The 12233-nt window shown below is 68.6% G+C and carries 12 protein-coding genes; 4 read left to right on the forward strand and 8 right to left on the reverse strand.

What is annotated here, in order from left to right:
- Positions 1-66: 66 nt before the first annotated feature.
- Both AB5L52_RS11585 and hppD read right to left on the reverse strand, forming a co-directional pair.
- The gene (locus AB5L52_RS11585) at positions 67-726 is read right to left on the reverse strand and encodes an alpha-hydroxy-acid oxidizing protein (RefSeq protein ID WP_369363799.1); all 660 of its coding nucleotides are present in this window, start codon (positions 724-726) and stop codon (positions 67-69) included.
- On the reverse strand, positions 723-1793 hold the full coding sequence (gene hppD / locus AB5L52_RS11590; RefSeq protein ID WP_369363801.1) for a 4-hydroxyphenylpyruvate dioxygenase: 1071 nt from the start codon (positions 1791-1793) through the stop codon (positions 723-725). The genes AB5L52_RS11585 and hppD overlap by 4 nt, the downstream gene beginning before the upstream one ends.
- A gap of 330 nt (positions 1794-2123) precedes the next feature.
- Between hppD and AB5L52_RS11595 the strand changes: the two genes are divergently transcribed.
- A complete protein-coding gene (locus AB5L52_RS11595; protein WP_369363803.1) occupies positions 2124-3182 on the forward strand; it encodes an NAD(P)-dependent alcohol dehydrogenase in 1059 nt (352 codons plus the stop codon).
- 66 nt (positions 3183-3248) lie between these two features.
- On the opposite strand, the gene AB5L52_RS11600 is transcribed toward AB5L52_RS11595, so the two are convergent.
- The 5 genes from AB5L52_RS11600 to AB5L52_RS11620 all read right to left on the reverse strand — a co-directional run bounded on the left by AB5L52_RS11600 (position 3249) and on the right by AB5L52_RS11620 (position 9602).
- Positions 3249-4283: a hypothetical protein gene (locus AB5L52_RS11600; protein WP_369363805.1), complete on the reverse strand. Its 1035-nt coding sequence runs from the start codon at positions 4281-4283 to the stop codon at positions 3249-3251.
- Between the two features lie 278 nt (positions 4284-4561).
- Complete coding sequence (locus tag AB5L52_RS11605) at positions 4562-5371, reverse strand: MalY/PatB family protein (protein ID WP_369363807.1); 810 nt, start codon at positions 5369-5371, stop codon at positions 4562-4564.
- Positions 5368-5553 carry a hypothetical protein gene (locus AB5L52_RS11610; RefSeq protein WP_369363808.1) on the reverse strand — a complete coding sequence of 62 codons (186 nt, stop codon included), beginning with the start codon at positions 5551-5553 and terminating at the stop codon, positions 5368-5370. Before AB5L52_RS11610 ends, AB5L52_RS11605 begins: the two co-directional genes overlap by 4 nt.
- Positions 5554-5953: 400 nt before the next feature.
- A complete protein-coding gene (locus AB5L52_RS11615; protein ID WP_351563939.1) occupies positions 5954-7282 on the reverse strand; it encodes a TRAM domain-containing protein in 1329 nt (442 codons plus the stop codon).
- 268 nt (positions 7283-7550) lie between these two features.
- Positions 7551-9602: an APC family permease gene (locus AB5L52_RS11620; protein ID WP_369363810.1), complete on the reverse strand. Its 2052-nt coding sequence runs from the start codon at positions 9600-9602 to the stop codon at positions 7551-7553.
- 161 nt (positions 9603-9763) lie between these two features.
- Between AB5L52_RS11620 and AB5L52_RS11625 the strand changes: the two genes are divergently transcribed.
- The 3 genes from AB5L52_RS11625 to AB5L52_RS11635 all read left to right on the forward strand — a co-directional run bounded on the left by AB5L52_RS11625 (position 9764) and on the right by AB5L52_RS11635 (position 11380).
- The gene (locus AB5L52_RS11625) at positions 9764-9892 is read left to right on the forward strand and encodes a hypothetical protein (RefSeq protein WP_351016393.1); all 129 of its coding nucleotides are present in this window, start codon (positions 9764-9766) and stop codon (positions 9890-9892) included.
- A 145-nt stretch (positions 9893-10037) separates the two neighbouring features.
- Positions 10038-10709, forward strand: coding sequence for a TrkA family potassium uptake protein (locus tag AB5L52_RS11630; RefSeq protein ID WP_351015924.1), 672 nt, complete (start codon positions 10038-10040; stop codon positions 10707-10709).
- Positions 10709-11380: a TrkA family potassium uptake protein gene (locus AB5L52_RS11635; protein ID WP_369363813.1), complete on the forward strand. Its 672-nt coding sequence runs from the start codon at positions 10709-10711 to the stop codon at positions 11378-11380. The genes AB5L52_RS11630 and AB5L52_RS11635 overlap by 1 nt, the downstream gene beginning before the upstream one ends.
- 84 nt (positions 11381-11464) lie before the next feature.
- On the opposite strand, the gene AB5L52_RS11640 is transcribed toward AB5L52_RS11635, so the two are convergent.
- Positions 11465-12232: a DUF3159 domain-containing protein gene (locus AB5L52_RS11640; protein ID WP_369363815.1), complete on the reverse strand. Its 768-nt coding sequence runs from the start codon at positions 12230-12232 to the stop codon at positions 11465-11467.
- Position 12233 lies beyond the last annotated feature (1 nt).

The raw sequence follows: 12233 nt of genomic DNA on the forward strand, positions 1-12233 counted from the left end.
TCCCACGCGCGGGTCCGGGGACGGCACCGACGCCGTCCCCGGACCCGGATCGGGAACCGGTCCGTCTCACCCCTCGGGGGCCGCCCAGCGGAGCCCGTCGGCCGTGGGGACGAGGCCGCCGGGGAACATCGGGGTGCTGTCACCGAGTGCGTCGCCGAACGCGGCCTGCGCCTGCGTGCGGGCGCCTTCGCGCATGACCTCGGAGACGATCGACGACTGGAACATCGGCGTCGCGTCGTCCGTGGCTCCGACCGCGGCCGCGGACCGCGCCAGCTCCTCCGACGTGGCCGCCAGCTTCCCGCGCAACGACGCGGGGCCGAGGACGCCGCCGTCACCGGAAGCGACACCGCCGACCAGCCCGACGAACGACTCCAGTTCGGAATCGGGGCACCTGGTCACCTCGCGCGCCGTCGCCGGTTCGCCCTCCGGGTGTACCAGCGAGTGGTACGCCATGGGGGCCACCGCCACCGGCATGCGGGCTTCGACGCCGAGCAGGCGGGTGGCGGTGCGCGGACGGGACACGTCGGTGAGGATGCGCGAAATCACTCGCAGCCCGTCCAGGGCGGCCCGGTTGTGGGCGAGTGTCGACTCCTGCCCGCTGCCTCCGGCGATGAAGTCCCATACATCCGCTGGAAGTTGGGCCGCGGCCAGGTGGGCCAGGTCGTCCAGGCAGGCCAGCGGCGCGTCGTCGCCCGCCCGGCGGGCAAGCCGAGGCGGCGCGCTCACTGCCACGTCTCCGCGGCGGACAGCAGGCGTTCGGACTCGACCGCCGAGTAGAGCGCCTTGATGTTGTTGCTGCCGAACGTCTCGGCACCGCATCGCTGCAGAACCTCGAAGAAGAAGGTCCTGCGGGGATGAACGGACCTGGTGAACACCTGGAACAGCCGGCCGTTGTGGTCCTCGTCCGCCAGAATGCCGAACTTGCGCAGGCTGTGGGCCGGGTACTCGCTCACGGTGACGCGGTCGGGCAGGGAATCGTAGTAGCTGTCCGGAACATCGAGGGTCTGCACTCCCTCGCCGCTCAGACGGTCCAGCGTCGCGACGATGTTCCTCGTGTTCAACGCCACATGCTGGATCCCCGCTCCGCGGTGTGCGGTCAGGAACGCGTCGATCTGTCCGGAACGGGCCTGGGGGTCGGGTTCGATGATGGTGAAGGTGATGTCTCCGCCGGCGCTCTGCACGACTTCGGAGTTCATGCCCTGGTCTCCGACGGAGATGTACTCCCGGAACACGGAACGGAACCCGAAGGCACGCTGCCAGAAGTCCACAAGGCCACCGAGTTCACCTGCCTCGGCACAGACCGCGAAATGATCGAGCTCCTGGAGTCCGGCGCCACGCACCTCGTATTCCGGGCGGACGGCCGAGAAATCCGGGGGAAGGGACTTGTCGCGGCTCAGCAACGTATGGGTGACGTCGCCGAAAACCGCGGTCGCCGCGTCGCCGCGACCGGAATCACCCGGCCGGCGCACGGCACGGGCACCGGCTCGCACCGCGGCGGTGAACGCCGACCGGACATCCCCTACCCGAAAAGCGATGTCCGCGACACCGTCACCGTGCCGCTCCACATACGCCTCGGCCACTTCGCCCTGGGTGGCGATGAGAGTGATGTTTCCCTGCCGAAGAGCCAGTGAGTAGCGGTCCGTGCCGGAACCAGCGGTACCGGCCGTCGCGACAATCCCGAATCCGTACTTCCGCCGTAACTCGGCAGCGGTGACGGCGGCATCCTGCACATAGAACTCCACATGGGCAAGAGTCGGGTTGTCGTCCATGGCGTTCGAGCTGATGTCTGGCATGACTGGACCACCGTTCGGCCGAGTGGTGCGACTGCGGCGATATCGGCGAAGCCTTCTTCGCATGCCTGGAATGCGGCGGCTTCACCCTCGCCGTCAGCTTGACCAGCTCGGACGCCGTTTGCCACGGCCCGTGCCATGCAGCAACATGCCGGGCACGTTGCTGCAGCGTCTTTCTTCCCGCTCCGGATCCGGGGTGCGCAGCAAGCTGCAGCACAGCTTTCTGCACGCGGAGGCGGTGGCACATCGCTCACCTGAACGCAACGCTGTTCGGCATGTTTGTCGTGCGCGTCATCTTGTCAACCGGTCGATGAGCCAAGGAGCAGAGCAGCCATGCCGAGCACTCTCGCATTGTCGCTACCCGCCCCCGGGTCCGCGTTCTCACTGACCACCATCGCGCGACGCCCGCTGCGCGACAACGACGTCCGGATCGACATCGGTTTCTGCGGCATCTGCCATACCGACCTGCACTTCGGCCACGATTCCTGGGGAGGGACGCGCTACCCCCTCGTGCCCGGACACGAGATTACCGGTGTGGTCTCAGAAGTCGGCGGGGCCGTAACCGAGTTCGCGATCGGGGACCGAGTCGGTGTGGGATGCATGGTCAACTCCTGCGGCACGTGCGCCCCCTGCGCATCGGGCGAGGAACAGTACTGCACCGAGGGGTTCGTCAAGACGTACTCGTCCCAGGACCATGACGGGACCGTGACCCAGGGCGGTTACAGCCAATCCATTGTCGTCGCGGAATCTTTCGTACTGCGTATTCCCCCCGCACTCGAACTCGACCGTGCGGCACCACTGCTGTGTGCGGGGGTGACCGTCTACTCCCCCCTCCGCCGCTGGCAAGCAGGGCCGGGTACGAGGGTCGGTGTGCTCGGAATGGGCGGGCTGGGGCATCTCGGCGTGAAAATCGCCGCGGCCATGGGCGCGGACGTCACATTGCTGGGACGTTCGCCGGACAAGAAGGACGATGCGCTGAGTTTCGGTGCCGCACGTTTCGTGGACACCCGCGCACATACGCAACTCGCCGAACTGGAAAACTACTTCGACCTGATCCTCAACACAGTGCCGACCTTTCTGGAGTTCGACACCTATCTCGGCCTGCTCGGCCTCGGTGGCACTCTGGTCAACGTCGGCGCGCCCGACGACCCGGTCGCCTCGTACAACGTCTTCTCCCTGCTGGGCGCTCGCCGCACCATCACGGGATCCTCCATCGGAAGCATCCGAGAAACCCGGGAGATGCTCGACTTCTGCGCACGGCACCGCATCACCGCGGAGATCGAGAAGATCCCCGCGGACCGGGTCCCCGAGGCCTGGAAGAACCTGGCCGACGTCCGCTATCGCTATGTCATCGACATCGCCACGCTCGGCTCGATCCCGCCGATTCCGTGAACGTACGGGCGGCGCAAGAGCACCGCCCCCTACCGTGCCGTGCTCAACAACACGATCCTGACCACTTCAAGCCACGCTGTGGTCGGTCGCCACGGGTTCGGGGCCGGACCCGAGCATGTGCTCACGGACCATCCATCCCGCCTGGAAACGGCTTTGCGCGCCCAGGTCGCCGAACACCTCGGCGATGTACTTGCGGCAGGTGCGCACGCCGATGCCCAGGCGCCTGGCCACCACTTCGTCCTTGTAACCGGCGGCGAGCAGCCGGATGATCGCGGTCTTCGTCTCCTGGGTCAACGACTGCGGGATTCTGTTGGTGCCGCCCGTCGGCTCGAAAGCGACACTGGTCGCCCAGGCGCTCACGGCCATGTGAACGATGAACTCCACCAGGGCCGCATGCCGCACCATGTGAGCCTTGTCGCTGTTGTCGCCGTCCAGCAGGAACGCCACCGAACGGTCGAAGACGATCAGCGCGGGCAGGGACGCGGCGGTGGTCCGGACCTCGCCGCCCGCCGCCGAGATGCGTTCCACGCGGTCGCGGACCTCCGCGTTGTAGCGGGACAGATGCGGGAGGAGCACTCTTACGCCGGCGGTCGAGGCGATCAGGCCGGACTCCTGGCAGATCACGTTCTGGGCGAGTGCGGGGGCGCCTCGCCCCAGCGGCTGGACGGCGAGCACCTCTTTGGCGCACCGCGCCGCACTCACCTCCAGCGCGTCCTGGATGTCGGTCGCCCCCTCGATGGTGACCACCGGGCTGAACCTCCCGTCCTGCGCGCCGTCGGCACCCAGGCCGGAGAGTGTGTCGAGCTGTTCACGGATCCCGTCCAGCTGCGCCTGCCAGGCGTCGATGACGACCGAAAGGGGCTTGGTGTACTGGAGCTTGACCGTCTCCGGGTTGACCGCGGTCCAGTCGCCACGGCCCTCCGCCTCGGAACACGCCAGCCGCATCCCGCGCAGTCTGGAGAGGACACGCTCCGTCCGGCCCGTACCCCACCCCAGGCTCCTCGCCAGTCTGTCGAGGGTGGCCCCGCCGGTGGTGACCAGGAACTGATAGGCCGTCAGCTCCTCGTCCCCCATGAGCGGAACGATCTGGGCGATGTCCACAGTGCTCCCCCTTACCCACTCCGGCATACCGGGAGCCAAGAATAAACATGGAGCCATAGATAGACGCAAGTTCAATTTTTGGCCTGGAGCACTAGCGCACAAAAGCGTCATGCCGGATGTAATGCACCTCGATCCGCAGGGATGGAGAGTGAACTACGGAACAAATATGAATTAGGTCCCATCTTTGGACTGTCAGGGCTGAGGCATGCCCAGACCGTCGACGGCCGTGATCAGCCGGCGTACGGCTTCGTCGACCGTGGAGCGGGGACAACCCAGGTTCACCCGCATGTAGCTGTGGCCCTCGATGCCGAACTTCTGTCCATCCACGCGGGGGAGAGGGAGTCGGCCGGCAGGACCCTGACCTTCGAGGTGGTGGTGTTGACCGCCTGCGCGAAGTGGGCGTGGTTGCCGCGCAGGTAGCCGAGCAACTCCTCCAGCCACGGCTCACCGTGCGCGTAGGCGGCTTCGGCGGCGACCATGCCCAGCACGTTGACCAGCGGGAACAGGTTGCGCTCGTACTGGCGGGCCAGCTCCTCGCGCAGCCCGCGGTCGGGCACGAAGACGTTCGCGCTCTGGAGCCCCGGGAGGTTGAAGGTCTTGCTGGGTGCCGTACACGTGATGCTGTTCCGCGCGAACTCCGGTCCCAGCGAGGCGAACGGGACGTGCTTCTTGTCCGGGTTGATGACGAGGTCCTGGTGGATCTCGTCGGAGACGACCAGGACGCCGTGCCGGGCACATATCTCGCCCATGGCCCTCAGCTCGTCCTCGGTCCAGACGTTCCCGGTGGGATTGTGGGGGTGGCTGAGGATGAACAGCTTGGTGTCGGGGCGTATGGCGGCGTCGAACGCGCGGGCGTCGAAGCGGTAGCCGTCGCCCGTCCGCTCCAGCGGCGCGTACGCGAGGTGGCGGCCATTGAGCAGGACGTCGTCGTGGAAGTGGGCGTAGACCGGCGGCTGGATCAGGACCGAGTCGCCCGGCGCGGAGAATGCCTGCACGGCGGTCTTGAGCGTGGTGATGACGCCCGCGGTCTGCAGCACCCACTCGCGCGGTACCTCCCAGCCGAACCGCCGGGCCTGCCGGCCGGTCATGGTGTCGAGGTAGCTGTCGGTCGCGCGCCGGGATACCGGAAGACGCCGTGGTCCACGGCCTGGTGAAGCGCGTCGATCACGACCTGGGGAGCTCTGAAGTCGGTGTCAGCGACCCACATCGGCAGCGGGTCGGCCGCGGCCTCGTCGGACGCCAGGAACTGCTGGACACAGGCCCACTTCATGGAGTTGCTGTGCCTGCAGTCGACGACGGTGTCGAAAGCCGATCCGGTCGTTTCCGCATCGACGGTCCATCGCGCCGGACCACGGTTGCCCCGTCCACCCCGTCCCTTGCCGGGTCGGCCACCGCGTGGCGTGACGGCGCCGGCCTCCACCCCGTGAAAGGGGCCGGCACCCCCACAGGGCAGCAACCCGATGCACCAGAGCCGGTCAACACCCGGCTCGTTCGCTGGCGGCCGCAGACGCTGGACGATGAAACGCTTCCCTCTGTCCACACCCTGCCGAACGAGGCGGGGCCCATGACCTGGGTGCCCTGACACCCCATCAGAACGAGCGTCAAATGAGCGTCAGGATATCGCCCGTAACGCCCACAACATGCATAATGCGCACCGACAAAACCGCAGGTCAGGAGCCCTTAGCCACCGGTTCAAGGATCGCCACGCACTCCACGTGATGCGTCATCGGAAACAGATCGAACGCCCGAAGCATGCGCACCCGATAGCCGCCCTCCCTGAAGTACCCCAGGTCCCGGGCCAGCGCAGCGGGGTCGCAGGCGACGTACGCGATGCGGCGGGCGCCGAGGGAGGCGAGGTGGGCGACCGTCGACCGGCCCGCACCCGCGCGGGGCGGGTCGAGGACGATCAGGTCGACCTCGGTGATGCCCGTGCGCGGCAGGACCGACTCGACCTTGCCCTGTTCGATGCGGACCCGGGGGAAGTCGGCGAGGTTGTGCCGGGCGTCCTCGACCGCTCGCTTGCCGGACTCGATGCCGAGGACCGCGCCCTTCTCGCCGAGGCGGTCGGCCAGCGCGCCGGCGAAGAGGCCGACGCCGCAGTAGAGGTCCAGGGCCATCTCGCCCTTGCGGGGCAGCAGACCCTGCATGACCGCCGTCACCAGCGTGTCCGCCGCCTTCGGGTGGACCTGCCAGAAGCCGCCGTTCCCGACGCGGTGGGTACGGCCGTCCGCACGTTCGCGGACGAACGGGCGGCCGTGGACGCGGTGGATGCCGCCGGACTTCTCGTCGACGCGGAGGACGGAGACGGGCTTGTCCAGCTCCACCAGCGGCAGGCGGGCGCCGGGGCGCGGGGTCAGGATGACCTGGCGGTCCTGCGAGCCCGTCGCCGCGATCGCCTCGACCGACTCCATGCCGGTCCAGTCCCGCCGCTCGATGCCCAGCTCGCTGACGCCCTCCGCGGCGATCATGCAGTGGTCGATGCGCTCGACGTCGTGCGAGCGGTGGCGGCGCAGGCCCGCGTGGCCCTCGGCGTCCACGGCGTACTGCACGCGCGTGCGCCACTGCGGCACCTGGCCCGCGGGCAGCTTGTCGCCCTCGGCCGGCATCACCGTGCCGTCCCAGCCGGCCTCCTCGGGCGTGAGGCCCGCGAGCCGTTCGAGCTGCTCGGCGATCACCTCGCCCTTCAGCCGGCGCTGGGCGCCCGGCTTGGCGTGCTGCCAGTCGCAGCCGCCGCAGCGGCCGGGGCCGGCGAAGGGGCAGGGGGCCTCGACGCGGTCCTTGGAGGGGTCCAGGATCTCGACCGCGTCCGCGCGCAGGAAGCGGGCGCCCTCCTCGCCCTCCGTCACCCGGGCCACCACGCGCTCGCCCGGCAGCGTGTGCCGGACGAAGAGGACCTGGCCCTCGGCCGTACGGGCGATGCAGTGACCGCCGTGGGCGACGGGGCCGATCTCGACCTCGTACTCCTCGCCCACCAGCGACTTCGTCGGTTCTGCCTGCATGGCGGGGTGACTCCAGATCCAGAAAGGGAAACGGCCGCAAACCGGCGGGCCGGACAACAGCCCACCAGTCTACGGCCTCACGGCCCCGCCTCAGTCCTTGGCCGCCGACGGCCCGGTCCATCACCACCGACGGACCAGTCCCAGCAGTGGCTCAGTCCATCGCGACCTACGGCCCAGTTTCACCTGCGGCTCAGCCCCTCACCGCCAGCGGCCCACTCCCACCAGCGGCCCAGCCCATCGCGACCGACGGACCGGTCTCACCAAGGGCTCAGTCCTTGGCCGCCGATGTCTCCTTGGGTCGCTCCGCCGTCGGTCCGCGCCGTACCGCGCCCGGTGCGCTCCACTCCTGCCGCTTGCGGGCGCGCAGCTTGGCCGCTTCCGAGGAGGCCAGCTGGTAGGGCACGGAGGTGACCATCACGCCGGGCGTGAACAGCAGGCGGCCCTTCAGGCGCAGGGCGCTCTGGTTGTGCAGCAGATGCTCGTACCAGTGGCCGACCACGTACTCGGGGATGATCACGGAGACCGCGTCGCGCGGGGACTCCTTGCGCAGGCTCTTGACGTAGTCGATCACCGGGCGGGTTACCTCGCGGTACGGCGAGTCCAGCACCTTCAGCGGTACGTCGATGCCGCGCCGCTCCCACTCCTCGCGCAGCGCCTTGGTCTCGGCCGGGTCGACGTTGACCGTCAGCGCCTCCAGGGTGTCCGAGCGCATCAGCTTGGCGTAGGCCAGGGCACGGAGGGTGGGGCGGTGGATCTTCGAGATCAGTACCACCGAGTGGACACGGGACGGGCGGACCAGGTCGTCGTCCGGCTCTTCGGGTGCCGTTAGTTCCTCGGCGACGCCGTCGTAATGCTTACGGATCGCGGTCATCGTCGCGTAGAAGATGCACATGCCGAGCAGGGCCACCCACGCGCCGTGCGTGAACTTGGTGACCAGGACGACGACGAGCACCAGGCCGGTGAAGAAGGCGCCGAACGCGTTGATCGCGCGGGAGCGGATCATGTGGCGACGCTTGGCCGGGTCCTTCTCGACCGCCAGATGCCGGTTCCAGTGCCGGACCATGCCGGTCTGGCTGAGCGTGAAGGACACGAACACGCCGACGATGTACAGCTGGATGAGGCGGGTCGAGTCGGCGCCGTAGACGACCGTCAGCAGGGTCGCCGCGCCGGCCAGCAGCACGATGCCGTTGGAGAAGGCGAGGCGGTCGCCTCGGGTGTGCAGCTGGCGCGGCAGATAGCGGTCCTGGGCGAGGATCGAGCCGAGCAGCGGGAAGCCGTTGTACGCCGTGTTCGCCGCGAGGAACAGGACCAGGGCCGTGGCCGCGGCCAGGATGACGAACAGGAAGCTGCCCTTGCCGAAGACCGCCTCGGCGACCTGCGAGATCACCGGGTTCTGGACATAGCCGGAGCCGAGCGGGTGGCCGTTGTGGATCAGGTCGGTGGCCGGGTTCTCGGCCATGCGGACCTTGGTCGTCATGGCGAGGGCGATGATGCCGCAGAACATGGTGACGGCGAGCCCGCCCATCAGCGCGAGCGTGGTCGCCGCGTTCTTCGACTTGGGCTTGCGGAAGGCCGGGACGCCGTTGGAGATGGCCTCCACGCCGGTCAGCGCGGCACAGCCGGAGGAGAAGGCGCGCAGCAGCAGGAAGACGAGTGCGAAGCCGGCCAGGCCCTGGTGTTCGGCCTTGATCTCGTACGCCGCCGTCGGGGCGCGCATCGAGTCGCCGAGGACCAGGCCCCGGATCGCGCCCCACGCGATCATGATGAACACGCCGCCGACGAACACGTACGTCGGGATCGCGAAGAGCTTGCCGGACTCCTTCACGCCGCGCAGGTTCATCAGCGTCAGCAGCACGATCACGACGACCGCGCACAGCACCTTGTGCTCGACCACGAACGGGATCGCGGAGCCGAGGTTCTCGATGCCGGAGGCGATGGAGACGGCGACGGTGAGGACGTAGTCCACGAGCAGGGCGCTGGCGACCGTCAGGCCGGCCTTGGGGCCCAGGTTGGTGGTGGCGACCTCGTAGTCGCCCCCGCCGCTCGGGTACGCGTGGACGTTCTGGCGGTAAGAGGCGACCACGGTGAACATCAGCACGACAACCGCGACCGCGATCCAGGGGCTGAAGTGGTACGCCGACACGCCCGCGATGGACAGGACCAGCAGGACCTCGCCCGGTGCGTAGGCGACGGAGGACAGCGGGTCGGAGGCGAAGACGGGGAGTGCGATGCGCTTCGGCAGGAGCGTTTCGCCCAGCCGGTCACTGCGCAGTGCGCGCCCGATCAGGATCCGTTTGGGCACGTCGGTCAGTTTGGACACGACAGAGGATCGTATGCCTTCGGACAGGAACTGGCCCACACGGTGTCTGAGATCTGCCTCACGAGTGAAATCAGGGGCGCATGGACCTGCGGATTCCGTGGTCCGCGCGCTCCCCGTGCCTAGATGGCAGACCCCGCCTGTCATCGCACTTCGGAGGTGCCATGCCCGCGACCGCGGAGCTGATCGGGGCGATGCTCGCCCTCCTCGCCCTCGGAATCCTGACCCTGTGCAGCGTGCGCAGCATCACTCGGCGGCGCCCGCCCCCGGCGATCGCCGACGCGGACCGCTGACACAGCCTGCTCACGTGATCGCGGACGGTGATCGCGGCGAACCCGCGCAGGGGGGTGCCCTCCCCCCTGCGCCCGTGTGTAGCTTTGGGCGTCGGTCTGAGACCCTGATGCTGAGCAGCAACTTTTGGACACCGGAAGGACGGTCGTGCACATCGTCATCATGGGCTGCGGAAGAGTGGGTTCCGCTCTTGCCCAGACCCTGGAGCAACAGGGCCACACGGTCGCCGTGATCGACCAGGACCCCACCGCCTTCCGCCGGCTGGGCCCGGGATTCGGCGGTCGCCGGGTCACCGGGGTCGGCTTCGACCAGGACACCCTGCGCGAGGCGGGCATCGAGGAGGCCGGCGCCTTCGCCGCCGTCTCCAGCGGTGACAACTCCAACATCATCTCCGCCCGTGTGGCCCGCGAGATGTTCGGCGTGGAGAACGTCGCCGCCCGTATCTACGACCCGCGCCGCGCCGAGGTCTACCAGCGCCTGGGCATTCCCACCGTGGCCACGGTGCGCTGGACCGCGGACCAGATGCTGCGCCGGCTGCTGCCCTCCGGGGCCGAGCCGCTGTGGCGCGACCCCACCGGCGGGGTGCAGCTCGCCGAGGTGCACGCCTCCTCGAAGTGGGTCGGCCACAAGATCAGCAAGCTGCAGGAGGAGACGGGCGTCCGCGTGGCCTTCCTGACCCGGCTGGGCGAGGCGATCCTGCCGTCCTCCCAGACGGTGCTGCAGGAGGGCGACCTCGTGCATGTGATGATGCGGACGGACGACGTCGAGAAGGTCGAGGCGGCGTTCGCCCAGGGCCCGGAAGAGGAGGGCGGTCACTGATGAGGGTCGCCATTGCCGGAGCCGGCGCCGTCGGCCGCTCGATCGCGGGCGAGCTGCTGGAGAACGGCCACGAGGTTCTGCTCATCGACAAGGCCCCGACCGCCATCTCGGTGGAAAGGGTGCCGCAGGCGGAGTGGCTGCTGGCCGACGCCTGTGAGATCACGTCCCTGGACGAGGCGGCGCTGCAGCGCTGCAACGTCGTCATCGCCGCGACCGGCGACGACAAGGTCAACCTGGTCGTCTCGCTGCTCGCCAAGACGGAGTACGGCGTCCCGCGCGTCGTCGCGCGTGTCAACAACCCCAAGAACGAGTGGCTGTTCAACGAGGCCTGGGGCGTGGACGTGGCCGTCTCCACCCCGCGTCTGATGTCGGCCCTGGTCGAGGAGGCGGTCTCGGTCGGCGACCTGGTCCGTCTGCTCCGCTTCAGCCACGGCGACGCCAACCTCGTCGAACTGACCCTGCCCGAGGAGTCGGCCCTGGCCGGCACCCAGGTCGGCGATGTGGAGTGGCCCGAGGACACCTCCCTGGTCACGATCATCCGCGGCACCCGCGTGCTGACCCCCTCCAAGGAGGACTCCCTGGAGGCGGGCGACGAACTCCTCTTCGTGGCCGCACAGGCCAGGGAGGAGCAACTGGAGGAGCTGCTGTCGGTGCGGCGGGAAGAGCCCTGACAGAGTCCTGACGCAAACGGAGACGCAGACGGAAAAGGGCGCCCTTGGCAACAGGGGCGCCCTTCGTCGTCGTACGACCGCTGGCTACGCGTCCCTGCGGTGGCGTCCGCCGGACCCGTCACCGCCCTCGGCGGCCAGCGCCGCCTTGCGCTCCTTCTCGGCCTGCTCCTCGGCCTCCATCTCGGCGAAGACGTCGATGGGCGCAGGGGCCTTCGCGAGGAAGACCCAGGTGAGCCAGACCGCCAGCAGGAACGGCGGGATCTTCAGGGCGACCAGGACCCAGCCGAGCTTGGCGGTGTCGGACCACCAGTAGAGCGGGAAGAGGATCGCGCACTTGGCGAGCAGGATCAGGCCCCAGGCCCAACTGGCCTTCGCATAGGCCTTCTTGCGGCCGGGATTGCGGGTGCGCCAGGAGAGGTTCTCCTTGAAGACCGGGCCGAGGATGAGACCGATCAGCGGCACACCGGCGAGGGTGGTGACGATGTACGCCAGCGCCAGGCCCAGCGTGTAGAGCATGCCGGGGAGGTAGAAGTCCTTGGCGTTGCCGGTGAACATCGCGAACACGACACCGAAGGCCACGCCGAACACACCGCTGAAGGCGTGCTTGACGGTGTCCTTCATGGCGAGCCGGACCACGACCAGCACCAGAGAGACGATCAGCGCGGCGATCGCCGACACGTGCAGGTCCTTGCTGACCGTGAAGATCGCGACGAACAGCAGGCCCGGCACGACCGTCTCGACCATGCCGCGGACCCCGCCGAAGGCCTCGAACAGCGCGGCCTCGGTCACCGCCCGGACGTCGTCGGCCGGCGCCTGACCGGCTTCTTCGGTCGGCTTGTCGAGGGACGTCACC

The organism is Streptomyces sp. CG4, from assembly GCF_041080655.1.
Classification (GTDB): domain Bacteria; phylum Actinomycetota; class Actinomycetes; order Streptomycetales; family Streptomycetaceae; genus Streptomyces.